Below are 25,722 nucleotides of genomic sequence, written 5' to 3'. Positions count from 1 at the left end.
GAACGGCCCCGGGACTAAAGATCCACCTTGGCGTTGTCGCCAAAGCTGGGCTTGGCGCCGGTGACGGCAGCCGTGAGCATTTTGGCGGTGGCGACCAGCTGGTTAGGGCTGTCCCAGAGCTCGGCGCCGTCGGGGCGCACGGTCAGGAGGCGGATATCGGGGTCGTTCTCGCTGTCCCACCAGGCCTTGTCCATGTCGCTCCAGAGATCCTTGATCTTGGCGCGGTCATTGCTGAGCGAGGCAAGGCCATTCATCGCCACATATTTGTGGCCGGAATTGTCGGCAAAGGCGCAGGACACCTGCGGGTATTGCTCGATCTCGATATTCTTGTGCCCATTGGCATCCACGAGGAAATACACGGCATGCTCGTCGCGGAACACGCGCGCCGAGAGGGGCCGCGAGCGCTGTTCGGTGCCGTTCCAGGTGGTGAACATGCAAAAATCGATCTTTTTCATCAGCTCCCAGATGCGGTCTTCCACTTCGTCGGGGGTTTTGTCGGTGTGCTGCTGGTCGTTGGCCATATGGGGCTCCCTTGTTGCGTTGCCAACCGAACGGGGCGGAGGCGGCTTGGGTTGCAGGCAAGCAGGGACGCCGCCCGGCCGGACGCCGTGCGGGTTTTTTTGGGAGCGGGGCAGGCACGGCACGGCGCGGCTTTCGCCTCATCGGGGTGGTCAAAAGAGTGAGGCCAAAGCCGCACCGCACGCGTGGATTTTTTTGACCGTGACGCCTCGAGCGGCTTCCCCGCAGGGAGGGGTTCTTGCCGGCCCGCCACCCCCGGTCTTTTGGGAGCAAACGGGCCAGGAACCGGCCGGTAGTCGGCACAACCACGGCTGTCCGGGCGACCCCGCACAGTCCACACCTCCCGCCCGGCGCTTCGTCGGCGCCGCGTGTTTTCGGCGGGAATGGAGGCACTATCGCATGGCCCGATGGGGCGGGGATAAGTGAACGGCCGGGGGCCCAAACTGAACGGGTTCTGAACGCGTTGTGAACGGCTTTCCCCACGCCCTGAACCACACTTCAAAATGCAAAAGAATCAGGGGTCGAGGCGCCAGCGCGGCGCGTCCTCGCCTTCGCCCCGGCAATACAGGGCCGCGAACGCCCCGAGCGCCGTTTCCGCTTCCGCCAGCTTTTCGAGCAGCGCCGCCCGGGTGTGCGGCGCGGCGGGCTGCAGCAGGGGCAGGGCGCGGCCAAACCCGTCGCGCGAAGTGGTGCGCCTGGTTTCCCGGATCAGCTCGGCCGCTAGGGCTTTTTCCACTGGCGAGGCGGGCTGGTCGGGTTCACCCAGGGTTTTGAGCCGCGCGACAAAGTTTTTGAGGCGCGGGCGCACGGCCTCGTAGCGGGCGAGATTGGCGAAGGGGATACTTTTGTCGGGAATGGGCATGGGCGGCTCCGGAGTGATGGAGCCACGAGTGTGAGCGAAGGGGTAGTAGGCGGGGATAAGCTCCCCGCCGAGCTGTGGGCCAATATGTCTTCCTGGGCGGAGTTAACGAAGAACATTGTTAAAGCGAGGTTATACTTGCTCGGGTGAGTTATACGTAATAACTTGTGCTTAGTTTTGGAGGTGACGAATGCATTCACCGACTGAGAAACTAAGTCAGCATTACTACCCGCGAAGTTTGATGTCCCATAAAGAACTTCTTGAGCAGCTCATGCAAGGGGTAGGGGTGAGTGACGCAAGTAGTGTTGCATCAAGCATAATAGAACGATTTGGCTCGCTCCCGCTCGCGCTGTCCGCTTCTGCCTTGCGCCTAAGTGAGGTGAACGGCGTAACTGGTGACCTCGCTTCCTTGCTCAAGACCGTCAAGAAAGTGGCTGCGGGAATGGCTCGCAATCGTATTGAACTCAATAGTCCTCGGCTGAGTTCGATCAGCGAGCTTTTAGATTATCTACAAAGAACGATGACGGTGGGGGATACGAGGGGAACGAGAGTTCTGTTCTCCGACAGGAGGCAGAGGTTGATCGCTGATGAAATCCTGCACGCAGAAGTCGCTACTCGTTCATCGTTCTCCCCTGTACAACTTATAAGGCGTGCACTCGAGCTTTCAGCGAGTAGCATGATCCTGATTCAGATAACTAATTCAGAAGTAGACTACCCATCAGAAGCAGAAATTCGGCTGACTAAGAAGTTGGTAGCCATTGCCGGGCTGCTCAACATCTTCGTCATTGAGAGAATGATTATCGGTAGTTCGGAACATCTCTCGTTTCGGAAAATGGGGATTCTTAGTTCGGAACCGTCGTCTTCTAGTCCAATATCATTCTAGAACTCTTAGCTTGAAGGGTCGTAGTCCAGGTTTAGTGTCCTACGGCAAGTCATACGCGCGGGTTGTGAGATTGTTGTTTTAGCCGTTTTGGAGGCAAGATGCCGCGATCAGCTAGGGCCAGTTATTGTTCATTCTGGAGCGGGGCTCAGCAAGAGAGACTGCTTTTGGAAATACTGATGCATGTTGTGCCAGATGTGAACGCTTCGGCCCTGGTGTCCCGACTAATGTCCAGGTTTGGTTCCCTCCCGGCCACCCTTTCAGCTTCTGCAAACAGACTCACGGAAGTGGATGGTGTCACCGATGACGTTCTAGCCTTACTGAGAGCAGTCAGGGACATCGCTCTTTGCACGGCACAGGGTAGGATCAACTTCGACAAGCGCCTTGTACCGAACCAAAGCCAGCTTCTTCGCGATTACCTGCACGTAACCATGGCTTTTGAGGAGGTTGAACATTTTCGAGTGTTCTTTATCGACCCCTGGGGCAAGCTTATCGCCGATGAACTATTGCACAAGGGGACGGTGGACCATGCGCCAGTGTACCCTCGCGAGGTGGTTAGGCGTGCTCTAGACCTTTCCGCCCGCAGCATGATTCTAGTCCATAACCACCCGTCCGGCGATCCTTCTCCCTCGTCGGCGGATGTCACGCGTACCCAGGAGCTTGTTGCTGCGGCAGCTGCCTTCGACATTAGGGTGGATGACCACATCATTGTTGGAAAAGCTGGTGAGATGTCACTCGGCCAACTTGGTCTACTTGATCCATAACCAATAGATTTCTTCTGTGAGTTAGTTTCCAACCAGCCGCTCAAACACCTCATATGGCACCGGCTCCGTGTACCTGAACTGCACCGTGTCCTTGTGGGCGCGGAAGGGGGCGAGGGCGGGTTCCAGCTCCGGGGGGAGGGGCGGGATCGGGTAGAGGCCGATATGGTGCTTCCAGGCGCCCAGATAGAGATAGCGCTCGTTCCACCGAAACAGCGGCATGCCGTATTTGATCGACTCCGCCACTTCAGGCGCGGCGCGGTGGATGATCGCGCGCAGGCGCTCGAGGATGGCGCGCGCCTCGGGCGGCTGGGCGGCGAGATAGAGATCGACGCTGGCGGGGGCGGGTTGGGGCATAAACCTGGCTCCGGGTTCGGCAGCATAGGACGCGCGGGGGTGTTGGGGGCCGACAGTTTTGGGTGGGTTTTTGGGGGAGGGATCGGGGCCAGCGAGGGCCCCGACCCTTCGCCATTCGAGGGTCTGGGGCTCTCGTTGTTGGCAGGAGCGGATGAGTTGGGGCTTCCCTCCCCCTTGAGGGGAGGGATTGAGGGAGGGGGTCGTGGAGGAGGGCACGGTGGTGCCGGGGACTGTGATCTCTTGGCAGTGGGGCTGCTCTAAGTTCGGTGAAGGCGCCGACGGACCCCCACCCCTTGGCCATTCGAGCGTAGCTCTCATGGCCTTCTCACCTCGGATCGCTCCACTGGAGCGATCCGCCGCTTTGGCGGACGGCTCGGAGCCCCTCAAGGGGGAGGGAGGGCAAGGGCCGACGGGTTTGGGGCTCTCGTTGCGGGCAGGAGCGGCTGGGCTTGGGGCTTCCCTCCCCCTTGAGGGGAGGGATTGAGGGAGGGGGTCGTGGAGGAGGGCTCTGTGGTGCCGCGGGCTGTGGGCTCTTTTGCGGTGGCTGCTCCGAGTTTGGTGAAGGCGCCGACGGACCCCCACCCCGGCCCTCCCCTCAAGGGGGAGGGAGGCCAGGAGCCGAGGGGCTGGAGCTAGACCGCGCGGTAGGTGACTAAGAAACCCCGCCCGAAAGGGTATCCAGTTCCATTTCGCGCAGGCGCTTGATCTCGTCCCTGAGCCTTGCGGCCTTTTCGAATTCGAGGTTGGTGGCGGCTTCGCGCATGGCGCGTTCGAGGTCCTTGAGCACGGCGCCCAGGTTTTCGCCGACGGCGAGCTGTTCCTTGCCGTCGCGGCCCTTGCCGATCGAGACGGTGACGTGGTCGCGCTCGTAGACGCTGTCGACGATGTCGTGGATGTTGGAGCGCACCGATTGCGGCGTGATGCCGTGTTCCTCGTTATAGGCGATCTGCTTTTCGCGGCGGCGATTGGTTTCGGCGAGCGCGCGTTCCATGGAGCCGGTGATGTTGTCGGCATACAGGATCACCCGCCCGTCGACATTGCGCGCGGCGCGGCCGATGGTCTGGATCAGCGAGGTTTCGGAGCGCAGAAAGCCTTCCTTGTCCGCATCGAGAATGGTGACAAGGCCGCATTCGGGAATGTCGAGGCCTTCGCGCAGGAGGTTGATGCCGACAAGGACGTCGAAGGCGCCCAGGCGCAGGTCGCGGATGATCTCGATGCGCTCGATGGTGTCGATGTCCGAGTGCATGTAGCGCACGCGGATGCCCTGTTCGTGCATGTATTCGGTGAGGTCCTCGGCCATTTTCTTGGTGAGGACGGTGCAGAGCGTACGGTAGCCGGTTTTGCTGACCTGGCGGATTTCGTCGATGACGTCATCGACCTGGGTCTTGGCCGGGCGGATTTCGACGGGTGGATCGATGAGGCCGGTGGGGCGGATCACCTGTTCGGCAAAAACGCCCCCGGTCTGGTCCATTTCCCAGGAGCCGGGGGTGGCCGAAACATAGACCGATTGCGGGCGCATGGCGTTCCACTCCTCGAAGCGCAGCGGACGATTGTCCATGCAGGAGGGCAGGCGGAAGCCGTATTCGGCCAGCGTCGCCTTGCGCCGGAGGTCGCCGCGATACATGGCGCCGAGCTGGCCGATGGTGACGTGGGATTCGTCGACAAAAACGAGGGCGTTGTCGGGCAGGTATTCGAAGAGGGTCGGAGGCGGCTCGCCGGGCTTGCGGCCCGAGAAGTAGCGCGAATAGTTCTCGATGCCGGCGCAGGAGCCGGTGGCTTCCATCATTTCCAGATCAAAGAGCGTGCGCTGCTCGAGGCGCTGGGCTTCGAGGAACCGGCCGGCGCCGTTGAGCTCCTGCAGGCGCGCATTGAGTTCGGCGCGGATCAGCTTGATCGCCTGGTTCATGGTGGTGCGCGGCGTCACGTGGTGGGAATTGGCGAAGACGCGGATGAAGGTGAGGTCGGCGGACTTCTTGCCGGTGAGGGGATCGAATTCGGTGATGGATTCGATCTCGTTGCCAAAGAGGGTGATGCGCCAGGCGGCGGCTTCATAGTGGGCGGGGAAGAGTTCGACCGTGTCGCCGCGCACCCGGAAGGTGCCGCGCACAAAGCCGGTGTCGCCGCGCTTGTATTGCAGGGCCACGAGCTTGGCGAGCAGCTCGCGCTGGTCGATCTTTTCGCCCTTTTGCACATCGATGGTCATGGCGGTGTAGTCTTCCACCGAGCCGATGCCGTAGATGCACGAGACCGAGGAGATGATGATGACGTCGTCGCGCTCGAGGATCGCCCGGGTTGCCGAGTGGCGCATGCGGTCGATCTGCTCGTTGATGGTGGATTCCTTTTCGATATAGGTGTCCGTGCGCGGCACATAGGCCTCGGGCTGGTAGTAGTCGTAATAGGACACGAAATATTCGACGGCGTTGTCGGGGAAGAAGCTCTTGAACTCGCCGTAAAGCTGGGCGGCAAGGGTCTTGTTGGGCGCAAGGATCAGCGCGGGGCGATTGGTGCGCGCGATCACCTGGGCGGCGGTGAAGGTTTTCCCACTGCCGGTGACGCCGAGGAGGACCTGGTCGGTTTCGCCATTCTCGATGCCTTCAACGAGTTCGGCAATGGCGGTGGGCTGGTCGCCGGCGGGCTGGTAGTCGGTGACCATGCGGAAGGGGCGGCGGGGCGCGCGCTTTTCGAGGCGGTTTTGCGCCTTGTGGGGCATCCAGGGGGAGGAGCCTTCCACTTCCTTGCGGCCATGCAGGATGATCTGTTCGAGCGCCTTGACGGTGGCGGTGACGCCCACCGTCTGGGCGTTGGAGACGTCCTCGTTCTTTTTGGCCCTGGCCTTCTTGGTGGCGGCGGTGAGGGCCGCGCGGATCTCGGCGGTGGCCTCGGGATCGGCGTCCTTCGAGACGGCGCTTTGCGCCTCCTCAGGATGAGGGGCGCCGGTGATCTTGCGGGCGCTCAGCGCTTTGGCGGAGGGGACGTGGCCGAAGCCGGCCTGGGGGGCTTCGCCCATGCCGGAGAAATCGGGACGGACCACGGAATTGATCTTGGTCTTGCCCGTCTTGGGCGACATGCCGGTGACGGTGTCGTGCGAGGACTTGGTGGTGCGGCGCTTTTCAAGCGCCGTCTTGGGCTTGGCGGCTTCCTTGGCAGCGTCCTCGGCGGCAGCGGCGGCGGCCTGATCGGCGCGATCAAGCGCGCGCTTGTTGCGCATGCGCTCGGCGTAAAGGGGTTTGCTGGCGGCGAGGTCCTCGGCCTTTTCGATCTCGCCCAGGAAATCGTCGATGGAAAACTCGGCTTTGCCGGGACGTGCGGACTTGTCGGCCATAAGACACCAATGCTCGGGAAGGCACCTGATGTGGGAAACGGTGCCGCAAATTGCAACGTGCTTTACCTTAGCAGGTGGTGAACGGAGACGGAACAGGGGTGCTGACAGGCTTTGTCAGGAGCACGCAGTGTTGATGCCTGTTGTCGCGATGAACAAAGGGCAGGGCTGGCCGTTGTGGGGAGCGACAACGGAGTGCGAGCCCATGAATCAAGACCACCCCCTGGCAGATAGCCCCACCAAGCAGGCCGCGGGGGGCTTATCGCCGGCGCTGACGCGCAATATCGATGCCATCATGGAGCGGCGGCGCGAAAGCGCGCGCTCGGCCTCGCTCGAGGAACGGGCCGCGGCGGCGATCAGCAAATTCGCCGGCTCCATGATGTTTGTTTATATCCATATCGTGTTTTTCGGGCTCTGGATCGGCATTAATGTGGGATGGTTGCCGATCATCCCGCCCTGGGACCCATCGTTGGTGGTGCTGGCGATGGAAGCGTCGGTCGAGGCGATTTTCCTCAGCACCTTTGTGCTGATCAACCAGAACCGGATGGCGGCGGAGGACAATATCCGGGCCGATCTCGACCTGCAGGTTAGTCTGCTCAACGAGCATGAAACCACCCGGCTGATCGAGCTGGTGAGTGCGATTGCCCGCAAGCTCGATATCCATACGGAGGCCGATGAGGAATTGGGTGAACTCGAGCGGGATGTGTCGCCCGAAGCGGTGATGGATCGGATCGCGGATGCGGAGGAGAAGGCGGAGGTGTGAGGGGTTTTGGGGTTTTGTCAGCTCGTGCAGGACGTCGGCTGGTGCTTCCCTCCCCCTTGAGGGGAGGGATTGAGGGAGGGGGTCGTCAGGTGGGGCACGGTTGGGCCGGTGCGCCGCGACTTCTAGTGGAGGGTCGGAGATCGGTGATGGAATCGAGGGACCCCCACCCCGGCCCTCCCCTCAAGGGGGAGGGAGGGCAGAGCCCGATGCATCGGCCTTGGAGCCAGCGCGGCTCGCGCGGTTAGTAGACTTCGATCGAGGAGAGGGCCTTGTTGAGGTATTGGTCGAGGCGGGGCTGGCTGTGGGTGATGCGTTCGCAATAGCTCTGGAAGAAGCGGTCGCGGCAGGCGGCGACGGCGACTTTGCCTTCGATGCGCACGGAGGAATAACGGTTGTCGGCGCCAATCAGCAGCAGGTCTTCGATCTTGGTGCCGGGGTCGAGGCAGAGCGCGCCGCCGGTATAATTCTCGCCCTCGTAAAAGCAGACCTGCTTGGGCGCGGGGCGCTCAAAGGTCCATTCGTTCCACTCGATGCCGCGGGGGTCCTTGCCGAAATCGACGGCGTGGATCGAGGTCCAACCGCGACCGCCAGGACCATCGATCATGCACCACACCTTCTGGCAGCGCAGCACCTTGATGCGCTGTTCGGCCGGGATCTGCCCCAGAATGGGATATTCGCGGCCGGGACCCTGGTGGAGGGTTGCGGGCTTGGTGGTCCAGGCAAGGCTGCCCGATTCGGAGGCGGCGAGCGTGGGCAGAGCGCCCGTGACCAGCGAGACGCCAGCAATGGCGAGGAAAACGAGAGTGCGAAGAAGATAAGGCATGACGCTGTTCCACAACAAGGCTGGGCGGGGGGACACTAGCGCGGCACTGGGCCAAGGCCAAGGTTTATCGGAATCCTGGATGTGAAAAAGGGCGCCATCGTTGGATGGCGCCCGGGAATGGCTGCCGCCTGGGATCAGCGCACGCGGATCGAGGCGATATAGTCGTCGTAGTCACCGAGCGAAGAAGCGCTGGTGGTATAGGTGCGGCAATTGCGGAAGTTCACCTCAGCGCAAACCTGAACCCGCAGGCCATCGGGATTGTCGATCGAAGAGATGCGGTCGGCAAAGCCGCCCAAATTGCGCACGCTTTCGCCTTCCTCAAGGCACTGGCTTTCGCCGCGGAAGCGGGTGCGATCATAGAAGCAGACCTCGGCGATCTCTTCCTCATACACGGGCGGGGCAGGTGGGCGGGGACGGCCAGGAGGATTGCGGCCTTCATTGCCAACGCCGATATTGATCTGTGGGCCACCGGGGCCGGTGGAGAAGCCGAAGGACAGGCCGGGCTGGCCGGAATTGACGGGACGACCCCCTGCGCTCAGATACTGAGCCGAAACCCAACCATCCGGGCCGGGCTTGGCGATATAGCACCAGGAGCCTTCACACTGCTGCACATCCACATTGGTGCCGGCGCGCACGGTGTCCACTACCCCATAATTGCCGCCAGGGCCCGAACGCACATTGATGTTGCTCGTCACGGTACCGGGAGCTGCCTGGGCAGCTGCGGGCAGGAACACGATCACGGCGGTGGCTGCGACGGCAATACCCGTAGCCGCGGTTTTCAGCAGCTTGCGGTTGTAGCGGTTCATCCTTGAACTCCTGTTATATTCTTGGCCGACAACCGTATTTGGCCGATCGGCAGTGACGCTGTTGTTGTTGTTGATCAAACGATGATGGAAACAAACGGTTCCGGGCCGGCACGAAGACTCTGATGCTCTTTAGACCTTAGTAAACGTCCAGAGAGGAGATGCGGCGGTCGAGTTCGCGCGGCAGCCGGGCAGTGTCGCGCCGCAGCGTGGCGCAAGCGCCTGAAAGCTCTTCGTCCCGGCACACATCCACCCGGGCGCCGCCATAGATTTCGACCGAGCGGAAGCTGTCGTCCCAGAGGCCCGGCAGGTAGTCATAGGTTTCGCCTTCGGTGACGCAGAACTGCTCACCGCGGAAATCGGGGCGGGTATAAAAGCAGGCGCCGGCTTCCTCATCATCGTAGACCGGGGGTGCCGGTGGCGCTGGCGGGGGGGGCGGGAAGGGACGGCCAGGACCGCCGAAGTTGAATTCCAGATCAAAGCCGGGTTCGCCAAAGCCATTGCCACGGGGCGCGACCTGCGCCTGGGCCTGCCGACCAATAACGACGAAGTCGCTCGAGACCCAGCCGGCAACATGCCCGGCCGAGATCTGGCACCAGCCGGCGCTGCACTGGCCAACATCTACGGTGTTGTTGGCAAAGAGAGAACCAACCACGGGATGCTGCGTGCTGGGGCCAGAGCGAACATTGACATTGGTTGAAACGCTGGCCGGGGCGGCGGCAGCTGCAATAGTGCCGGCCAGCACGGCGGCGAAGGTGGTGATCAATCCGAGGCGAACAGACTTCATCGAGGGCTCCCCTTGCTTGCCGGCGCTTGGGGCCGGCGTGGTCCATAAGACCCGATGGCAACTGAATGCTGGCTGAACGATCCGGTTCGAAAAAAGTCAGGTAATGGTGCGCTTGCGGCCGTCTTCGCCCATGGCGACGTAAACAAAGTGGCCCTGGGTGACCTTGACGCGATCATCGCGCCGCTCGCGCCGGGCCCAGGCTTCGATGGCGATGGTGACCGAAGTGGTGCCGACGCGGTCAACGGCGGTGTAGACGCACAGGATATCCCCGACCTTGACCGGGGCGATAAAGGTCATGGCTTCGACTGCAACGGTGACGACGCGGCCGCCGACGCGTTCTACAGCGGCGATGGCGCCGGCGATATCCATCTGGCTCATCACCCAGCCGCCAAAGATATCGCCGGCGGGATTGGCATCGGCCGGCATGGCGAGGGTGCGGATGGTGAGGGCGCCCGAGGGCTCGGTGGCGGGGGTGGTTTGGACAGGGATCATGAGGAGGGTCCTTTCACGGGCCAGCGGCCAACGGCTTCTTCCCAGTGCATGCGGCAGAGGGAGAGATAAACGGACTTTTCGATGGCGACCTGGTCGCCGGCGGTGAGGACCCGGCCGGAGGGGTCTTGACGCACCACCATGGTGGCCTTGCGGCCGCAGGAGCAGATGGTGCGGATCTCGCGCAGGATATCGGCGATCGCCAGCAGTTCGGCCGAGCCGGGAAAGAGCTTGCCCTGGAAATCGGTGCGCAGGCCAAAGCACATCACCGGAATGCGCAGGCGATCGGCGACGCGGGCGAGTTGCCAGACCTGTTCGGGGGAGAGGAACTGGGCTTCATCGACAAAGACGCAATCGACCTTGGCGATCTCGGTGGCGTCGTGGATGGCGAGATAGAGATCGTCGGCGTCGGTATAAAGCGCGGCAGCTTCGGAGATGCCGATGCGCGAACTGATCCGCCCGACGCCATCACTGGCGTAAAGCCCGGAGGTGAACAGCAGCGCGTTCATGCCGCGCTCGCGATAGTTATAGGCCGCCTGAAGCAGGAGCGTGGATTTGCCCGCATTCATTGCGGAATAGGAGAAATAAAGCTTGGCCATGGGCTGGTTGTGCCGGAGCGGGCCCGGGGGTGCGAGGGGAAACACCGGGTGGTCCACAACAAACTGCTGGCGGTCGGGAGGGGTTGCGCGGCGCCGTTATGCTCGGTTGTTGGGCTAGGTGGTGACGGCTTGCGTGCGGGCGCGGCGGCGCAGGAGGATGGGCGGCAACACCTCGCCGAGGAGAATAGCAAGGAAGATCACGAGCGCTCCGACATAGCCGATGGGCAGGAGGCGCTCGCCAAGCAGCAGCGCAGCGCCGAGGGCGGCGAACAGGGCTTCGGAGGACAGCACCAGCGCGGCATTGGTGGCGGGGACATATTGCTGGGCGACGGCCTGGAGGGTGAAGCCGATGGCGGTGGAGCCAATGCCGGCGTAGGCGACGGCGAGCCACTGCTCGCTGATCTGGGCGAGGGTGGGGGCTTCAAAGACGAAGGCGAGCAGGATCGCGCCAAGACCGGCAAGGATAAAGGTGCCGCAGGTGATGGCGAGGGGCAGGCCGGTGCGGCTGGCGATGGCGCCGAGCATGAGCACATGGATGGCCCAGAACACGGCGCAAAGCACGATCAGCGCGTCGCCGATATTGAGCCGGTCAAGGCGGGCGCCGTTGAGCAGGTAGATGCCGACCAAGGCGAGGGCGACGCCGATCAGCACCAGAGGATGGGGCTGAGTGCGAAAGACGAGGAAGGCGATCAGCGGCACGAACAGCACGTAAAGGCCGGTGAGAAAGCCGCCATTGGTGACGGTGGTGCTGGCCAGGCCCACCTGTTGCAGCCAGCTGCCGATGAAAAAGACGAGGGTCATGGCGGCGACAAAGAGCCAGTCGCGGCGCGAAAGAGTTGCGGATTTGGTGCGGCGCTCGCGCAGGGCGAGCGGCAGGAGGAGGGCGCCGCCGATGATGAAACGCACGCCGGTGAAGCTGAGCGGGCCCATGGAGAGCATGGCGTGCTTTTGAGCGATGAAGCCAAAGCCCCAAAGAGCAGTGGCGAGCAGAAGGCAGAGGGTGGCGGTGGCGCGGGTCATGGTGGTTCCGGTCAGCTGCCAGCTATAGCTAGAGCAAGGCCGGTCGAAATTAAACCCCGGCCAATCGGGGCCGGGGCAAATGCGGCGCCGCGCCTCCCCGAGGAGAAAGGCGCGGCACCGCGGGTGTGGTTAGCCCCGGATAGCGGGAGCCGGGCTGGGCGGCGGGGCGGGAGGCTGGCTGGGCGGTGCGGCGGGTGCGGCGCCCGGCTGATCGGTTGGGGGCGGTGCGGCGGGCTGATCGACGGGCGGCTGGGCTGGTTGATCAGGGGGCGGCTGCGAGTCCGACTGGTCCGGCTGATTGTTGCCTTGCCCACCCCAATTGCCGCCGCCGCGCTGGCCGCGTTGGGGCGGCGTCAGCAGCGCCTGCTGCTCGGGGGTGAGGCTTTCGTAAAATGCAGTGACCGAAGGAACAACGCTGGTGAGCGCCTCGAGCTGGGCATTGTCGAGCACGATCCGGCGCTGCAGCAGGTCGGGGATGGTGAGGGGAGCCGTGGGGGTGGAGCGCTCGGCGCGAACCTGCGCAGTGTCGTCAACATATTTGCGGACGGCGTCCATGACCGCGGTGCGCATCTGCTCAAACAGCGGGCGCTGTTCGGCGGTGAGATTGAGCCGGTGGCTAATCCGCACAAGCGCCAGTTCGATGGCTTCGGCGCCCCTTTGGAAGTTGAACAGGCCGGTCATGCTGTTGCCCAACTGGCGGCCGTTCTGGCGCATGCCGGGGCCGTCGTTGCGGTCGGAAGGGCCGTCCATGCCGCCACCCATGCCGCCGCCGCGGCGACCGCCATGCTGACCGTCCCAGCCGCTGTTGCGCTGGCCGTGCCAGCCGCCGCGGCTGTAGCCGTCGCCCCGCTGCCAGTTGCAGTTGTCATCGCCGCCGGACTGATAGCCCATAGGAGGCTTCCCAGGCTGGGCCAAGGCGGGGCCGGTGGCCGCAAGGCCCGTGGTCGCGGTGAGAAGGACCGCGAGAGCCGCGGCGGAAATCTTGTTCATCGGATTGCTCCCTGGTGTCTGGCCGGAGGTTTCGGCTGGCCAGATGATAGAGCAAGTGCCGTGGGCAGAACCTTGCGGGAAGGTGAAAGCTTGGCAAGGTTGGTAAGGTGGGCGGAGCCGGGGCAACAAAAAGCCGGCCCCTAGGGCCGGCAATTTGGCAGCAAATCTGAGGTGGTTCAGCGCCGGGGCGGCGCGGGAGGCAGGCGGCTGGGCTTGATCCGGGCCGGCGCTTCGGCGGGCAGGTTGCCCCGCAGGGCAACGCGGGTAACTTCAACCAGAATGGCGAGAACCAGGAGCGTCAGCGGCACCATGAAGACGGCGATCTGGGTGTCGGGTTCCTGGGCGAGAGTGGCGGCAGTGGCAGGGGTGATGCCGGCAAGGACCGCAGCTGCGCCTCCCAGAACCAGAAACATGCCAGAGGCGAAAGCGTAGAGCCTGAAGCGTTTGCGCGGGGCAGGTGTAGATTCACGCATGGGGGTCGCATCTTCCTTGAAGCTATCGAGCAGCGCAGAAGTGTCACCCCAATGCGGTTCGATTGTGGCGGGCAGCGTCACGAAGCGCTGCCGACGGAACGCCGAAAAGCCGGCTTGGCGGGACTGCAAGGCTGCGAGCTTAGGCGGCAGTGGGAGCTTCGTAGCGGGCGCGGGCGTGCAACACGGTTTCGTGATGCTCGGCCGCCCACAGGCCCAAGGCCCCGATCGGACCGAGCAAGGACTGACCCAATCGGGTCAGACTGTAGTCAACCCGCGGGGGCACGGTGGGGGTCACGACCCGCTCGACGATGCCGTTCTTTTCGAGTTCGCGCAGCACCGAGGTGAGCGACTTCTGGGTGATGTCGCCGATCTCGCGCTTGAGTTCGGAAAAGCGCTTAGGGCGCTCCTGCAGCAGGGCCACGACGAGCACCGCCCATTTGCTGCCAATGATGGTGAGGATGTCGCGGGTGGCGGCGCAGTGGGGATGGCTGTGACTGAGGTAGGACGGTCTCATGGAAGTGACCTCGGTATCTTGCAGGTGCCGTCTTGTGTCGGCTGCTCACTCTCATATACGACAGGTTGGTATCCCAAGGAAACCTGGGTTTCCAAAAGATACATCCAATTGACCACAACAGCGGTCGGAGCCGGAACGCCAGCGTGGCGGGCCCGATCCTGCTTTTTGCTTCATGAAAGAAACTCCGAATGGCTCTCCAACTCAAGATCATAATTGCCAGCACCCGGCCCGGCCGCGTCGGCCCAACCGTTGCCCGCTGGGTGGAGGACTTTGCCAGGGAGCAGGGCAAGTTCGACATCGAACTGGTTGATCTGGCCGAGGTGGGACTGCCGCTGTTTGATGAACCCAAGCACCCCATGCTGCAGCAATACGAGCATGAGCACACCAAGCGCTGGAGCAAGACCGTCGGGGAGGGGGACGCCTTTGTGTTCGTGACCCCCGAATATGATTATTTCCCCCCAGCTTCGGTGGTCAATGCCATCCAGTATCTGTCAAAGGAATGGACGGGAAAGCCCGCAGGCATCGTCAGCTATGGCGGCGTGTCGGCCGGCCTGCGGGCCAGCCAGGTGCTGCGCCAGCTGTTGAGCAATCTCAATGTCGTGGCGCTCAGCCAGTCCGTGCCGATCCCGTTTACCGCCAATTTCCTGGGCGAGGACGGCGTGTTCCGACCCAATGAGCCAATGGTGCAAGGCGCCGGCCTGATGTTCAATGAGCTGCATAAATGGGCCGTGGGGCTCAAGAATATGCGCGAGGCACAGGCGCAGGCATAAGCCGGGGCCGCTGGACCAAGGCATGGGGCTTGGGGGGCGGGTCGCTCCCCAAGCTTGTGGCTAGTGACCGAAGGCCGGCCCTTCGGCGCAGGGGTCGCCCCGCGTGACCGGCGGAGGGCGGAAACCCAGGGCAAGGCGGCCCGCACTGGCGAGCCAGGTTGTTGCCCGCCGGTGCCAGCCATCACCACCGCCCAAATGCGCCGGCTTAGCCGCCGCGACAGGGGCGGGGCGTTCCCACTCATCGAAGTAAACTGATTTGAAGAGATAGCTTGGAGGGATCATTATCGCACTACTCCTTGAATCGGTTCAACCCGAGGACGTGAGTGCGGGTTGAATCGGTTCAAATTAGCATTGCGATTGCCGGCGTCAACCCGATTTGAACCGATACATCTTTTTTGCTAGTGGTGAGGGAAGGAGTTCTTCGTGGTCAAACCGCCGGTCACCATAAAACTGAGGGATGTAGCGGCGGCCGCCGGTGTGTCGCAGGGCACGGCATCCAATGTGTTCAGCCGACCTGAACTCGTCCGGCAAGAGGTGCGCGAGCGCGTGCAAGCCGTTGCCAAGGAGTTGGGCTATGGCGGACCGAGCCTGAAGGGGCGGCTGCTGCGGGCGGGCAAGGTCAATGCCATCGGGGTCGCTGCGGTTGAGCCGCTGTCATATTTCTTTGAGGATCCGTGGGCCCGCAGCCTGCTCGCGGAGATGTCCGAAATCTGCGATCGGCGCGGCGCCGGCATGGCGCTGGTTTCGGCGGTGAACCGGGAAAAGTTGGCCTGGAACATCGAAACGGCTTTAGTGGACGGATTTGTGCTGCTGTGTGTGGAGGGCGGGCACGAACTGGTGGCGCTGACGCGCAAGCGGGACCTGCCTTTCGTGGCGCTGGCGCTGGGAACAGGCGACGACTCCATCCCTGCGATCGGGATCGACAATATTGCCGGCGCGGCGATGGCGGCGCAGCACCTGGTGGAACTAGGCCACCGGCGCTTTGCGGTGCTGAGCACCGAGCTCAAAGAGGGACATGCGGGCCCGGTAGGGGAGGCGGAGATCGCCGCGGCAATTTATTCCACCTCGCGCGACCGTATGCTGGGCTATTGGCAGGTCCTGGACGGTACCGGCATTGCCCGCGCTGACGTGCCGGTGCATGAAACCCGCAATGAGCCGGCCAGCGTATGGGCGGCGCTGGAGGCAGTGTTCACCGGGGCGACCAAACCAACGGCCTTGCTGTGCATGTCGGACCGGATTGCCATTCTCGCTTTGGACTGGCTACGCGAGCGCGGGCTGCGCGTGCCTGAGGATGTTTCGGTGGTGGGTTTTGATGGCGTGCCTGAAAGCGCCGCGGCGCAGCCGCCGCTGACTACGGTGCAGCAACCGCTGGCGGATATTGCCCATCGGGCCGTGGCGGCGATCCTCGACGGGCCGGTGGAGCGCCAGGTGGTTCCGCTGTCGCTGGTGGTCCGCGGCTCCACGGGAGCGCCGCCGCCATAGCGCTTGCCGGTGCCCGAACGGGCCAGTATCACATCCCACAGATGTGGAGATGATCGATGAAACTGTTGTCGGATGCATTGGACCGGGTGGCGCCTTCGGCCACGGTGGCCATCACGCAAAAAGCGCGCGACATGGTGGCCGCGGGCAAGGACGTGATTGCCCTTTCGGCGGGGGAGCCCGATTTCGACACCCCGCTGCACGTGCGCGAAGCCGGGATCCGCGCCATCAATGAGGGCAAGACGCGCTACACCAATGTGGATGGGATCGCCGAGCTCAAGGAAGCAGTGGCGGCAAAATTCCGGCGCGACAACGGGCTCGATGTTCGGGCCGATGAGTGCTTTGTGGGCTCGGGCGGCAAGCAGATCATTTTCAATGCCCTGATGGCGACGCTGAACCCCGGCGACGAAGTGGTGGTGCCGGTGCCGTTCTGGGTGAGCTATCCCGAAATCACCCGATTTTGCGGCGCCGAGCCCGTGCTGGCGCGGGCCGATGCCTCGACCGGCTTCAAGCTCAAGCCCGAAGTGCTGGAACAGGCGATTTCGCCCCGCACGAAATGGTTGATCCTCAATACCCCGTCCAACCCAACGGGCGCAGCCTATTCGGCCGAAGAATTGCGGGCGCTGGCGCAGGTGCTGCTGCGCCATCCGCAGGTGATGATCCTGACCGACGACATCTATGAGCCACTGGTTTATGACGGGCGCCAGTTCGCGACCATTGCCCAGGTGGAGCCGGCGCTGCGCGAGCGCACGCTGACTATGAATGGCGTCAGCAAATCGCACGCGATGACGGGCTGGCGCATCGGCTATTGCACCGGGCCCAAGCCGCTGCTGGCGGCGATGACCAAGCTGCAAAGCCAATCCACCACCAATGCCTGCTCGATTTCGCAATGGGCGGCGGTGGCGGCGCTGAATGGGCCGCAGGAGTTTCTCAAAGACTGGCGGGCGGCGTTCCAGGCGCGGCGCGACCTTGTGGTCGAGGGGCTGAACGCGGCCGCGGGTGTCGAGTGCTTGGTGCCGGAAGGCGCGTTTTACGTGTTCCCCTCCTGCGCTGAATTGCTGGGGCGCACCAGCGGCGGCGGCACCAAGCTCGAAACGGACGAGGACTTCGTCTTGGCGCTCCTGGCCGAAACGGGGGTGGCGCTGGTGCATGGGGCCGCGTTCGGGCTGCCCGGGCATTTCCGGCTGAGCTATGCGGCGGCGGATGCGCAACTGCGCGAAGCGGTGGCGCGCGTGCAGCAGTTCTGCGCCGCAGTACGCTAGACCAAAAGAGTTGTGGGGGTGCCGGCCAGTGCTGGCGCCCTAGCGATCAACGAAGCGGGTGGGGCAAAAAAAAGGGCCCCATCCGAAGATGGGGCCATGGATAGGGCCGAAGCCAAATCGCTAGTAATGGTCCCGCGCAAGGGAGGAGGAGATGCGCCGGACCGGGTGGACCCAAGCCGAGGGAGGAGGATACGGCTTGAACCCGGTGTCGGGCAACGCAGGTCCGAGGGAGGAGGAAACGGACGGCGTCGCAGCGACAAGGACGTATATAGATAGCCCGATCAGTTAGTGCAACGCGGAAGAGCGAATAGGAGCTATGCGTTAGGCACAGCGACAATGTGTCCACTAAATAAGCAGGCGCATTGCTCGGCGTTGCAACCCGCCGGAACAGGCGAAAAAAAAGCCCCATCCGAAGATGGGGCTGATGATAGGGCCGAAGCCAAATCGATAGTGATGGCGAAGCGCAAGGGAGGAGGAAAGCGCTTCACCGATGGACCGGGATCGAGGGAGGAGAATCGATCCAAATCCGGCGTCGCGATGCGGGGTCCGAGGGAGGAGGATTCGGAGGGCGCCTCAGCGACAGGTTCAATATGAGGGAGAGCCGGCCCGCCAGCAATGCGCTATGGGTCATGCCAGCCATGCGCCACATGCAGGCGCTACACGATCACAATTGTGGGTATTGGAGCCGGAAGCGCCCGGCGTGCTGCAGAAAGATTCGCGATTGTTGCGCTGGGCGCGCAGCGTCATTCCGCGGGAATATTTGGGACTGACAGGGCGTTAGATGGGTAGGGGCCCAGACCGTGTCGCTGGCGGGGCAGGTCCGCCCAGCGATGGGTATTTGGAAGGCGCATCCGACAGTGAACGCGTTCGCCCGCTAAAAGCTCCACTCGCGCGCTTTGCCGACGATGAAGTCGCGGAAGACGCCAACGCGCTTGGAGTTCTTCAGCGCGGGAGGGTAAACAAAGTATGCTTCATAGGCCGGTAGCTCGATTTCGGGCAAAACCTGGACGAGGCCGCCGTCTTCCTGCTCGGTGACATAGTCAGGCAGCATGGCGATGCCGATGCTGGCCTGGCAAGCCTGGAGCATCCCGTAGATCGAATTGACCTTGAGCACCGCACGGCGCGGGCTGGAATCGCTGCGGCCCATGCGCTCGAGGAAGTTGAGTTCGGGCAGGTAGGACGGCACGGGCTCGCCGAAGCTGATGATGCGGTGATCGTCGAGCTGCTCGGGGCTGTTAGGGGTGCCGAATTCGCTCAGATACTCAGGCGTGGCATAGAAGTGGTTATGCACGGTGAACAGCTTGCGCTGGATCATCTCGGACTGATTGGGACGATGCAGGCGAATGGCGACGTCGGCTTCGCGCATGGCCAGATCGAGCTCGGCGTCGTTTAGACGGATCTCGAGCTGGATCAGCGGATACAGGCGGATGAACTCGTTGATGCGCGAGGACAGCCAGGTGGAGCCGATGCCCACGGTGGTGGTGACGATCAGCGGGCCGGTGGGCTCGTCCTGGGATTCGGACATCTGGGTTTCCACCTGCTGGAGTTCCCAGTGCATGCGGTGGGCGGTGCGGAACAGCTGCTCGCCGACTTCGGTCAGCACGAGGCCGCGGGCATGGCGGATAAAGAGTTTAAGCCCAAGATCGTCTTCGAGGGCCGAAATCTGGCGGCTGACGGCCGATTGGCTCATTCCCAGTTTTTCGGCGGCGTGGGTAAAACTGCCCGACTCTGCGGCGGTATGAAAAATCCGGAGCTTGTCCCAGTCGAGCATTACACAGTGCTTTCTTCTTAGTGGGTGGTCTACTCCGCCGCTTCGGCGAGTTCGTGTTCGGCCAGGAACCGTTCGGCATCGAGCGCGGCCATGCAGCCCATCCCCGCTGCAGTGATGGCCTGGCGATAAACGTCGTCGGTGACATCGCCGGCGGCAAACACGCCGGGGATGTTGGTCTGGGTCGTGCCGGGCTGGACCTGCAGATAGCCGCCCGGCTTCATGTCGAGCTTGCCGGCAAAGATCGAGGTCGCGGGCGAATGGCCGATGGCGACGAACACGCCGTCGATCGGCTGGGAATAGGTGCGGCCGGTCTTGAGGTCGCGCAGGGTCACCGCGTTGACCGAAGGGGGCATGGCGCTGCCATGGACTTCGTCGATCTCGGTGTTCCAGCGTACTTCGATCTTGGGGTTCTTGAACAAGCGATCCTGCAGGATGCGCTCGGCCCGGAACTCGCTGCGGCGATGCACGAGAATGACCTTGGAGGCGAAGTTGGTGAGGAAGAGCGCTTCCTCGACTGCGGTGTTGCCACCCCCGACTACGACCACTTCCTTGTTGCGATAGAAAAAGCCATCGCAGGTGGCGCAGGCGGAAACGCCAAAGCCCTGGAATTTCTGCTCGGAGGGCAAGCCGAGCCACTTGGCTTGGGCGCCGGTGCAGATGATGACGCTGTCGGCGGTGTAGGTCGTGCCGCTGTCGCTGTGGAGCACAAAGGGGCGGCGGTCGAAATCGACGGAGGTGATCACGTCGTTGACGATGCGCGTGCCGACATGCTCGGCCTGCGCGCGCATCTGGTCCATGAGCCAGGGGCCCTGGATGACGTCGGCAAAGCCGGGATAGTTTTCAACATCAGTGGTGATGGTGAGCTGGCCACCGGGCTGGATGCCCTGGATCATCACGGGCTCCAGCATGGCGCGCGCCGCGTAGATTGCAGCGGTGTAGCCGGCCGGACCCGAACCGATGATGATGACTTTAGCGTGCATCGCAACGCTCTCCCCAGAGTACGAGGCCTCCCTTGGCCTCAGTTAAAGGCCGAAGTGCGGGCGGTTTCAAGGCCGCCAACACGGCGGGGGCAATTCAGCTGGGGCTGTGCACCGAAAAAGCACAGCCTGCACCAGCCTTTGCTCGCTAAACAGGCTTAGCTGTAGCGGATTTTCAGGATTTCATAGGAGCGCGAGCCACCAGGGGCCGCCACTTCAAACGAATCGCCGACGGATTTGCCGATCATCGCCTTGGCGATGGGCGAGGAAATGGAGATGCGGCCACCCGAGGCATCGGCCTCTGGATCGCCCACGATCTGATAGGTCTTTTCCTCTTCGGTGTCCTCGTCGACATAGGTGACGGTGGCACCAAACTTGACGGTGGAGCCCGAGAGCTTGGAGACATCGATGATGTCGGCCAGCGCCAGGATCGATTCAAGCTCCTGGATACGCCCTTCGTTCAGGCTCTGCTGTTCCTTGGCAGCCGAATATTCGGCATTTTCGGAGAGATCGCCATGGGCGCGCGCTTCGGAGATGGCGTCGATGATGCGACGGCGCTCATTGGCAGTGCGGTGCTCATATTCAACGGTGAGGGCCTTGTGACCAGCCACCGTCATCGGGATCTTGTCCATTCGTATCGCCTCCAGGGCAAATGCAGGTGTCTTCCAGCCAAAACCCGTTCGGCATCCGCTTCACGACTAGTTTTCGGGGAAGATGGTTCAAATTGCCCGCCAGACGCGTTGCGGTCAAGCGGGTGACGCTCAAGAACATGGGGTGTCCACACGTGCGTTCAAGCTCCGCCCTGGTGTCAAGAGGAGGTTTGCCAATGCGCCGTCTTTCCGCAACACGATGTTCTTCCGTCATTATTGGGCTGTTTGCACCTGGGCGTCGCGCTGCCGGCTAGCATTCGCGCGCGCCGCTCGGGGAAGGTGCGGATAAGCGAGGGGTTGCGCCCGTCGGCAAAAGCCCAGCGCCCAGGGATGGCGGCTGTTGGGTTTGGGTCTCAGCGCAAAGCCGCAACAAAAAAGCGCATCCGGTGGGATGCGCTTCCTATCGGTTGGGGGATTGTTGAGGTCAGGAGGCGACGAGATTGTCGGCGGCGGATTTGCCGGTGCGTTTGTCCTTGACGATCTCGTAGGTAATCTTCTGGCCCTCATCCAGACCGTTCAGGCCGGAGCGCTGAACCGCCGAGATATGGACGAAGACATCGGTCCCGCCTTCGTCGGGCTGGATGAAGCCGTAGCCCTTTTGACCGTTGAACCACTTTACGGTGCCAGTTGCCATGATGCGCGTTCCCTCGTGCAGTCGCTGCTGTAGGCGGCCTTGGTCACAGCGACCAAGACTTGGTTGAATCGAATTGTCGGATAATGACGTCAGCAGGAGCGAATGGTATTCGCATGATCAGATCAGTCGGCCGCTTTATTCGATGAGGGGAGCTTAGCTCTAAACAATGGGGGGTTCAATACAGCGAATGATCGTGCCGAAGCACCCGGCCAAACATTCGTTTTGGCTAGGGCAAGAGCAACATGGCTCTAGTGCTTGGCATAGACTTGCGCGCTGCCAAGGCGGGAACTGAAGACGGCTCCGTAAGGGACCCAATGCTCGACAGCAGCAAAAAGCTGCAGGCGATGAAAAGATGTTAGCTCAAATGCATCCCAATGTAACCCTTTTGCGCAAAGCGTGTTCTTGCTTTTCGTCAAGAAATCCGTCACATCCGCCCTCCATCACCTCCATTCAGAGATCGTATACGCTTGACCAAGGCGTTCCAGAGTTCGGGCGACATGATCGCCGACCGACGTGCCGGTTTCGCACGACTCCTATCCGAAGAAGGCGATCACCACGCAGCTGCAGAGGTGATGGCGCAAACCCTGGAACTGGCGCCCGATTGGGCCGGGGGCTGGGACCTGCTGGGCACCTACTGCGAGAAGGCGGGCGATGTGAGCGGGGCCATTTCGGCCTGGCGGCACCTCGAAGCGCTGGACGACGAGGGGGTGTTCGGCACCGCCCTCAAGCTTTCGGCCCATGGTGCCGCGGTCGCAGCCGCGGGGACGGCAGTGAGCTATGTGGAAGCGCTGTTTGATCAATATGCGCCGCGGTTCGAGGCGTCGCTGGTGGGCAAGCTTGGCTACCAGGTGCCCGAACTGCTCGATGCAATGATCGAGCAGGAGATGGCGCGGCAGGGGATCGGGCGCTGGACCCTGGCGCTGGACCTTGGCTGTGGCACGGGCCTGATGGGCGAGCGGCTGCGAGGCAAGGTCGAGCGGCTCGACGGGGTCGATCTTTCCGCTGCCATGGTCGCGACAGCCCGGCGCAAGAACATTTATGATCAGCTGGAAAAGGACGAGCTTGTCCGGTTCCTCCAGCGCCGGCCAATCGAGGCCGATCTGATCACCGCGGCCGATGTGCTGATTTATTGCGGCGCGCTGCCCCCGGTGCTCAACGCCATGGTGGGAGCACTCAAGCCGGGTGGGCTGCTGGCCTTTTCGCTCGAGGCGCATGAGGGCGAGGAGCCGATGTTCTTGCGCCCGTCGCTCCGCTATGCGCATGGGGTTGCGGCAACGCGGGTGGCCCTTGCCGATGCGGGCCTGCATGTGTGTCAGTTTGAGACCGCGACTCTGCGCCAAGACCGCGGCGCGCCAATTGCCGGTATGCTGGTGGTGGCGCAAAAGCCCGATCCGGCCCAGCTTGAGGATGAAGCATGAATACGCTGCGTTATGATTTCCGCTCCGACACGGTGACCCGTCCTTCCCCCGGTATGAGGGCGGCGATGGCGGCGGCGGAAGTGGGGGACGATGTTTATGGCGATGACCCGACCGTGCAGCACCTCGAGCAGCGGATGGCAGCGCTGCTGGGCAAGGAAGCGGCGCTGTTCGTGCCGTCGGGGACAATGTCTAACCTGCTTGCCTTGATGAGCCATTGCGGGCGCGGCGACGAGTTCATCGCGGGGCAAAACGCGCATTGCTACATGTTCGAAGCGGGCGGGGCGGCCGTGCTGGGCTCGATCCAGCCCCAGCCCATTGCCCACCAGCCTGATGGGACGATGGCGCTCCATGACATCGCGGCAGCCATCAAGACTGACGACATGCATTTTGCCCGCACCCGGGTGATTGCGCTCGAAAACACCTTTGGCGGCCGGGTGCTGCCGCTCGCTTATATGGATGAGGTGGCCGAGCTGGCGCGCGAGCGCGAGCTGGGGTTACATCTTGATGGCGCGCGGGCGTTCAATGCCTGCGTGGCGCTGGGGATCGAGATCTCGGAGTTTGCCGCACCGTTCGATACGGTGTCGATTTGCCTGTCCAAAGGGTTGGGCACGCCGGTTGGGTCAGTGCTGGTGGGAACCGGCACGCTGATCGAGAAAGCGCGGCGCAATCGCAAGATGCTGGGCGGCGGGATGCGGCAGGCCGGCATTCTAGCGGCGGCGGGGCTTTATGCGCTGGAGCACAATGTGGAGCGGCTGGCCGAGGATCATCGCCGGGCCAAGCAGCTGGCAGAGGGGCTTGCGAGTTTTGCGGACCTCAGTGTGCCGATGCCGGACACCAATATCGTCTTCGTGAAGGCTGATGCCGAGCTCGAAAAGGCGATGACGCAGTTCCTGGGGGAGCGCGGCATTGCGGTCGGTGGGCAATATGGGCAGCAGCGCTGGGTGACGCATCTGGATATCGACGACGAAGCCGTGGACGGCGCTTTGGCGGGGGTGCGCGAGTTTTTCGGGGGCTGAGACGTAGGGGCGGGAGCACAAGCCGCCGCCCCTTTGATTTTCACCCCAGGGCCAGGCGGATGGCCCTTTCCACCGGGGAGTAGTTGTTGTCTGCCCGCTCGAGCTGGAGGGGTTCGGCGGGCAGGAGTGGCGGCTGGGCCATGAACTTGACCGTTTTGCCGCGGTGGATCTGGGCGGCGTGGACGAGGAACGGGTGGCACAGATAAACCGTGCCCGCGGGACCTGTGGCGAGGGCCTCGCGACCGGTGTCGAACCAGTCAGGCCGGTCCGTCAGCATGTCGCGCAAGCTGCGTCCGTCTTCCCCAGCCGGAGCCAGATAACGGGCGACTTCGAGATGCGAGCCCGGGCGAATGCGGGTGGGGGCATCGTCCGCCCCGACATCGGAGAACAGGAACAACATCAAGAGCGCACGGCCGCGCGAGTTGATGTTGGCGCGCCATTCGAGGAAGTCCGGGTTGTCGTCGCCAAAGCTCGCATCGATGTGCCAGCCGGTGTCGCCCTCATCCTGGGGATTGGGGAAGCGGACCGGGAAGGTGCCGAGGCCGCCCCGTGGCAACCAGCGACCGGGGCCGACGAGCTGGTTATAGGCGGCCCTCAGTGTTGGCGTGTTGACGGCTTCGCGGAACGGCGGCTGGGAGAACTCGCCGAGCCGGATTACCGGTTTGGTCCAGGTAGCGGGATCATCGGGATTGCAGCCGGTGGCGGCCCAGAGGATGGCTCGGGCCCCGGCGGCGAGGTCGGCGGGAAAGGCATTATCGATCCGCACAAAGCCGTCGGTGATGAAAGCCGTGATCTGCGCTGGTGTGAGCGCGTTGGAAGTTTCGGGCATTGAGATGTCCATGAGTTCGCGTGGCCGCACGGCGGCCTGGAGGCGGCTGGGCCGCCAGTGTGTGCCTCAGGAGGCGCCGATCAGGCGCGCAGGAACACGGCGAACTTGTTGGACAGGATCATCATCATGGTGAGCCAAGGATAGCAAAAGCGGCGCCGAGTGCAAGCGGGCGCCAGGCTAGAGGTCTTCGAGCACTTCGGCGATCCAACCCTTGGGGTCGGCGGTGAAATCACGGTAAAGCCGGAAGTGGCGGGTATCGGCGAGCCGCACCGGGGCAAGGCCGTCGCGGGTGATTTCGAGGAGGGTGGCGCCGGGGAGCGCCATCAGCAGGGGCGAGTGGGTGGCCATGATGATCTGGGCGGTGGCGTTCTGGCCCAGGCGATGGAGCAGGCGCAGCAGTTCGCGCTGGCGCTGGGGCGAGAGGGCGCTTTCAGGTTCGTCGAGGAAATAGATGCCCTGGCGGGTCATGCGGCTTTCAAAGAAATCAACAAAGCCCTCGCCATGGCTTTGCGACAGGTAGTCCGGGGCTGCGCCACCGGCGTCGATGGCTGCGGCATCGAGATAGCGGGCGACGGAATAAAACGACTCGGCGCGAAAGAACCAGCCATTGGTGACCTTGGGGAGCCAGGAGGCGCGCAGCACGTCGGTGAGGAGGGCGCCGCTGCGGTCGAGGGCGCTGGAATGGTCGACCGGCATATAGCCCTTGCCGCCGCCCGCTTCATCATAGCCGCTGAGGGCCGCGATGGCTTCCACGAGGGTGGATTTGCCGGTGCCGTTTTCGCCCACGATGATGGTGATGGGAGTGGTGAACTCAAGGCTCCAGTCGGGATCCTGCAACCAGGGGAGGTTGAAGGGATAGCCGGAGTGGGTACCCCAATCGGGGAGTCGCCACAAGCGCTTGAGGAAGGGAGCGGGGAGGCGGGTTTGCCGGCTTTGACGGGCCAAGACCGCCTCCCTTGA

The 25,722-nt window shown here is 63.1% G+C and carries 27 protein-coding genes; 8 read left to right on the top strand and 19 right to left on the bottom strand.

Features of this window, described 5'->3' with window-relative positions; genetic code table 11:
• Window positions 1-14: 14 nt before the first annotated feature.
• On the bottom strand, window positions 15-521 hold the full coding sequence (locus HRQ64_RS14275) for a pyridoxamine 5'-phosphate oxidase family protein (protein ID WP_172123782.1): 507 nt from the start codon (window positions 519-521) through the stop codon (window positions 15-17).
• Between the two features lie 512 nt (window positions 522-1,033).
• Complete coding sequence (locus HRQ64_RS14270; protein WP_172123780.1) at window positions 1,034-1,381, bottom strand: hypothetical protein; 348 nt, start codon at window positions 1,379-1,381, stop codon at window positions 1,034-1,036.
• 187 nt (window positions 1,382-1,568) lie between these two features.
• Between HRQ64_RS14270 and HRQ64_RS14265 the strand changes: the two genes are divergently transcribed.
• Window positions 1,569-2,261: a JAB domain-containing protein gene (locus HRQ64_RS14265; protein WP_172123778.1), complete on the top strand. Its 693-nt coding sequence runs from the start codon at window positions 1,569-1,571 to the stop codon at window positions 2,259-2,261.
• Between the two features lie 164 nt (window positions 2,262-2,425).
• On the top strand, window positions 2,426-3,022 hold the full coding sequence (gene radC, locus HRQ64_RS14260; RefSeq protein ID WP_172123776.1) for a DNA repair protein RadC: 597 nt from the start codon (window positions 2,426-2,428) through the stop codon (window positions 3,020-3,022).
• 21 nt (window positions 3,023-3,043) lie between these two features.
• Here radC and HRQ64_RS14255 read toward each other — a convergent pair whose 3' ends face one another.
• Together HRQ64_RS14255 and uvrB are read right to left on the bottom strand one after the other, a co-directional pair.
• The gene (locus HRQ64_RS14255) at window positions 3,044-3,376 is read right to left on the bottom strand and encodes a DUF1801 domain-containing protein (protein WP_172123774.1); all 333 of its coding nucleotides are present in this window, start codon (window positions 3,374-3,376) and stop codon (window positions 3,044-3,046) included.
• 652 nt (window positions 3,377-4,028) lie between these two features.
• Window positions 4,029-6,443 carry an excinuclease ABC subunit UvrB gene (uvrB, locus tag HRQ64_RS14250; RefSeq protein ID WP_172125078.1) on the bottom strand — a complete coding sequence of 805 codons (2,415 nt, stop codon included), beginning with the start codon at window positions 6,441-6,443 and terminating at the stop codon, window positions 4,029-4,031.
• A gap of 457 nt (window positions 6,444-6,900) precedes the next feature.
• On the opposite strand from uvrB, the gene HRQ64_RS14245 reads away from it, so the two are divergent.
• Window positions 6,901-7,458, top strand: coding sequence for a DUF1003 domain-containing protein (locus tag HRQ64_RS14245; RefSeq protein WP_172123772.1), 558 nt, complete (start codon window positions 6,901-6,903; stop codon window positions 7,456-7,458).
• A 241-nt stretch (window positions 7,459-7,699) separates the two neighbouring features.
• Here HRQ64_RS14245 and HRQ64_RS14240 read toward each other — a convergent pair whose 3' ends face one another.
• The 9 genes from HRQ64_RS14240 to HRQ64_RS14200 form a co-directional block, all read right to left on the bottom strand.
• Window positions 7,700-8,281, bottom strand: a complete 582-nt coding sequence (locus HRQ64_RS14240) for an SH3 domain-containing protein (protein WP_172123770.1) — start codon at window positions 8,279-8,281, stop codon at window positions 7,700-7,702.
• Window positions 8,282-8,415: 134 nt separating this feature from the next.
• Window positions 8,416-9,087 (bottom strand): SH3 domain-containing protein, encoded by a 672-nt coding sequence (locus HRQ64_RS14235; protein WP_172123768.1) that lies wholly within the window; start codon window positions 9,085-9,087, stop codon window positions 8,416-8,418.
• A gap of 136 nt (window positions 9,088-9,223) precedes the next feature.
• Window positions 9,224-9,871, bottom strand: a complete 648-nt coding sequence (locus HRQ64_RS14230; RefSeq protein WP_127753695.1) for an SH3 domain-containing protein — start codon at window positions 9,869-9,871, stop codon at window positions 9,224-9,226.
• A 96-nt stretch (window positions 9,872-9,967) separates the two neighbouring features.
• Window positions 9,968-10,363, bottom strand: a complete 396-nt coding sequence (locus HRQ64_RS14225) for an acyl-CoA thioesterase (protein WP_172123766.1) — start codon at window positions 10,361-10,363, stop codon at window positions 9,968-9,970.
• On the bottom strand, window positions 10,360-10,959 hold the full coding sequence (locus HRQ64_RS14220) for a thymidine kinase (RefSeq protein ID WP_127753693.1): 600 nt from the start codon (window positions 10,957-10,959) through the stop codon (window positions 10,360-10,362). The genes HRQ64_RS14225 and HRQ64_RS14220 overlap by 4 nt, the downstream gene beginning before the upstream one ends.
• 114 nt (window positions 10,960-11,073) lie before the next feature.
• A complete protein-coding gene (locus tag HRQ64_RS14215) occupies window positions 11,074-11,979 on the bottom strand; it encodes a DMT family transporter (RefSeq protein WP_172123764.1) in 906 nt (301 codons plus the stop codon).
• A gap of 129 nt (window positions 11,980-12,108) precedes the next feature.
• Window positions 12,109-12,969 (bottom strand): Spy/CpxP family protein refolding chaperone, encoded by an 861-nt coding sequence (locus HRQ64_RS14210; RefSeq protein WP_172123762.1) that lies wholly within the window; start codon window positions 12,967-12,969, stop codon window positions 12,109-12,111.
• A 176-nt stretch (window positions 12,970-13,145) separates the two neighbouring features.
• On the bottom strand, window positions 13,146-13,571 hold the full coding sequence (locus HRQ64_RS14205; protein WP_172123760.1) for a hypothetical protein: 426 nt from the start codon (window positions 13,569-13,571) through the stop codon (window positions 13,146-13,148).
• Window positions 13,572-13,581: 10 nt separating this feature from the next.
• Window positions 13,582-13,956 (bottom strand): helix-turn-helix domain-containing protein, encoded by a 375-nt coding sequence (locus tag HRQ64_RS14200; protein ID WP_127753689.1) that lies wholly within the window; start codon window positions 13,954-13,956, stop codon window positions 13,582-13,584.
• A gap of 188 nt (window positions 13,957-14,144) precedes the next feature.
• On the opposite strand from HRQ64_RS14200, the gene HRQ64_RS14195 reads away from it, so the two are divergent.
• The 3 genes from HRQ64_RS14195 (at window position 14,145) to HRQ64_RS14185 (ending at window position 17,467) form a co-directional block, all read left to right on the top strand.
• On the top strand, window positions 14,145-14,726 hold the full coding sequence (locus HRQ64_RS14195) for an NAD(P)H-dependent oxidoreductase (RefSeq protein ID WP_127753688.1): 582 nt from the start codon (window positions 14,145-14,147) through the stop codon (window positions 14,724-14,726).
• A 423-nt stretch (window positions 14,727-15,149) separates the two neighbouring features.
• A complete protein-coding gene (locus HRQ64_RS14190; protein WP_172123758.1) occupies window positions 15,150-16,208 on the top strand; it encodes a LacI family DNA-binding transcriptional regulator in 1,059 nt (352 codons plus the stop codon).
• Window positions 16,209-16,264: 56 nt separating this feature from the next.
• The gene (locus HRQ64_RS14185) at window positions 16,265-17,467 is read left to right on the top strand and encodes a pyridoxal phosphate-dependent aminotransferase (RefSeq protein ID WP_172123755.1); all 1,203 of its coding nucleotides are present in this window, start codon (window positions 16,265-16,267) and stop codon (window positions 17,465-17,467) included.
• Window positions 17,468-18,341: 874 nt separating this feature from the next.
• Here HRQ64_RS14185 and HRQ64_RS14180 read toward each other — a convergent pair.
• The 4 genes from HRQ64_RS14180 to HRQ64_RS14165 form a co-directional block, all read right to left on the bottom strand.
• The gene (locus HRQ64_RS14180) at window positions 18,342-19,238 is read right to left on the bottom strand and encodes a LysR family transcriptional regulator (RefSeq protein ID WP_172123753.1); all 897 of its coding nucleotides are present in this window, start codon (window positions 19,236-19,238) and stop codon (window positions 18,342-18,344) included.
• Window positions 19,239-19,267: 29 nt separating this feature from the next.
• Complete coding sequence (trxB, locus tag HRQ64_RS14175; protein ID WP_172123751.1) at window positions 19,268-20,218, bottom strand: thioredoxin-disulfide reductase; 951 nt, start codon at window positions 20,216-20,218, stop codon at window positions 19,268-19,270.
• Between the two features lie 155 nt (window positions 20,219-20,373).
• Window positions 20,374-20,847, bottom strand: a complete 474-nt coding sequence (gene greA / locus HRQ64_RS14170) for a transcription elongation factor GreA (RefSeq protein WP_127753683.1) — start codon at window positions 20,845-20,847, stop codon at window positions 20,374-20,376.
• Window positions 20,848-21,289: 442 nt separating this feature from the next.
• Window positions 21,290-21,499, bottom strand: a complete 210-nt coding sequence (locus tag HRQ64_RS14165; RefSeq protein ID WP_127753682.1) for a cold-shock protein — start codon at window positions 21,497-21,499, stop codon at window positions 21,290-21,292.
• A gap of 467 nt (window positions 21,500-21,966) precedes the next feature.
• On the opposite strand from HRQ64_RS14165, the gene HRQ64_RS14160 reads away from it, so the two are divergent.
• The gene (locus tag HRQ64_RS14160; protein ID WP_248307061.1) at window positions 21,967-22,917 is read left to right on the top strand and encodes a methyltransferase; all 951 of its coding nucleotides are present in this window, start codon (window positions 21,967-21,969) and stop codon (window positions 22,915-22,917) included.
• Window positions 22,914-23,933 carry a low-specificity L-threonine aldolase gene (gene ltaE, locus HRQ64_RS14155; RefSeq protein ID WP_172123750.1) on the top strand — a complete coding sequence of 340 codons (1,020 nt, stop codon included), beginning with the start codon at window positions 22,914-22,916 and terminating at the stop codon, window positions 23,931-23,933. Before HRQ64_RS14160 ends, ltaE begins: the two co-directional genes overlap by 4 nt.
• Window positions 23,934-23,973: 40 nt before the next feature.
• Here ltaE and HRQ64_RS14150 read toward each other — a convergent pair whose 3' ends face one another.
• Complete coding sequence (locus tag HRQ64_RS14150; RefSeq protein WP_127753680.1) at window positions 23,974-24,762, bottom strand: phytanoyl-CoA dioxygenase family protein; 789 nt, start codon at window positions 24,760-24,762, stop codon at window positions 23,974-23,976.
• Window positions 24,763-24,939: 177 nt separating this feature from the next.
• Entirely contained in the window at window positions 24,940-25,707 is a 768-nt protein-coding gene (locus tag HRQ64_RS14145; protein WP_172123748.1) for an AAA family ATPase, read from the bottom strand.
• Window positions 25,708-25,722 lie beyond the last annotated feature (15 nt).

Source organism: Devosia sp. 919, from assembly GCF_013185965.1.
In the GTDB taxonomy this organism is placed as follows: Bacteria; Pseudomonadota; Alphaproteobacteria; order Rhizobiales; family Devosiaceae; genus Devosia.
The sequence above is the reverse complement of the archived record's forward strand: the minus strand, read 5'-3'. Positions and strand labels throughout refer to the sequence as shown.

Bases quoted from the DNA above. Each gene is read 5' to 3' on its own strand.
- HRQ64_RS14275 (WP_172123782.1), bottom strand. From the start codon at position 521: ATGGCCAACGACCAGCAGCACACCGACAAAACCCCCGACGAAGTGGAA.
- HRQ64_RS14270 (WP_172123780.1), bottom strand. From the start codon at position 1,381: ATGCCCATTCCCGACAAAAGTATCCCCTTCGCCAATCTCGCCCGCTAC.
- HRQ64_RS14265 (WP_172123778.1), top strand. From the start codon at position 1,569: ATGCATTCACCGACTGAGAAACTAAGTCAGCATTACTACCCGCGAAGT.
- HRQ64_RS14255 (WP_172123774.1), bottom strand. From the start codon at position 3,376: ATGCCCCAACCCGCCCCCGCCAGCGTCGATCTCTATCTCGCCGCCCAG.
- uvrB (WP_172125078.1), bottom strand. From the start codon at position 6,443: ATGTCGCCCAAGACGGGCAAGACCAAGATCAATTCCGTGGTCCGTCCC.
- HRQ64_RS14245 (WP_172123772.1), top strand. From the start codon at position 6,901: ATGAATCAAGACCACCCCCTGGCAGATAGCCCCACCAAGCAGGCCGCG.
- HRQ64_RS14240 (WP_172123770.1), bottom strand. From the start codon at position 8,281: ATGCCTTATCTTCTTCGCACTCTCGTTTTCCTCGCCATTGCTGGCGTC.
- HRQ64_RS14235 (WP_172123768.1), bottom strand. From the start codon at position 9,087: ATGAACCGCTACAACCGCAAGCTGCTGAAAACCGCGGCTACGGGTATT.
- HRQ64_RS14230 (WP_127753695.1), bottom strand. From the start codon at position 9,871: ATGAAGTCTGTTCGCCTCGGATTGATCACCACCTTCGCCGCCGTGCTG.
- HRQ64_RS14225 (WP_172123766.1), bottom strand. From the start codon at position 10,363: ATGATCCCTGTCCAAACCACCCCCGCCACCGAGCCCTCGGGCGCCCTC.
- HRQ64_RS14220 (WP_127753693.1), bottom strand. From the start codon at position 10,959: ATGGCCAAGCTTTATTTCTCCTATTCCGCAATGAATGCGGGCAAATCC.
- HRQ64_RS14215 (WP_172123764.1), bottom strand. From the start codon at position 11,979: ATGACCCGCGCCACCGCCACCCTCTGCCTTCTGCTCGCCACTGCTCTT.
- HRQ64_RS14210 (WP_172123762.1), bottom strand. From the start codon at position 12,969: ATGAACAAGATTTCCGCCGCGGCTCTCGCGGTCCTTCTCACCGCGACC.
- HRQ64_RS14200 (WP_127753689.1), bottom strand. From the start codon at position 13,956: ATGAGACCGTCCTACCTCAGTCACAGCCATCCCCACTGCGCCGCCACC.
- HRQ64_RS14195 (WP_127753688.1), top strand. From the start codon at position 14,145: ATGGCTCTCCAACTCAAGATCATAATTGCCAGCACCCGGCCCGGCCGC.
- HRQ64_RS14185 (WP_172123755.1), top strand. From the start codon at position 16,265: ATGAAACTGTTGTCGGATGCATTGGACCGGGTGGCGCCTTCGGCCACG.
- HRQ64_RS14180 (WP_172123753.1), bottom strand. From the start codon at position 19,238: ATGCTCGACTGGGACAAGCTCCGGATTTTTCATACCGCCGCAGAGTCG.
- trxB (WP_172123751.1), bottom strand. From the start codon at position 20,218: ATGCACGCTAAAGTCATCATCATCGGTTCGGGTCCGGCCGGCTACACC.
- greA (WP_127753683.1), bottom strand. From the start codon at position 20,847: ATGGACAAGATCCCGATGACGGTGGCTGGTCACAAGGCCCTCACCGTT.
- HRQ64_RS14165 (WP_127753682.1), bottom strand. From the start codon at position 21,499: ATGGCAACTGGCACCGTAAAGTGGTTCAACGGTCAAAAGGGCTACGGC.
- ltaE (WP_172123750.1), top strand. From the start codon at position 22,914: ATGAATACGCTGCGTTATGATTTCCGCTCCGACACGGTGACCCGTCCT.
- HRQ64_RS14150 (WP_127753680.1), bottom strand. From the start codon at position 24,762: ATGCCCGAAACTTCCAACGCGCTCACACCAGCGCAGATCACGGCTTTC.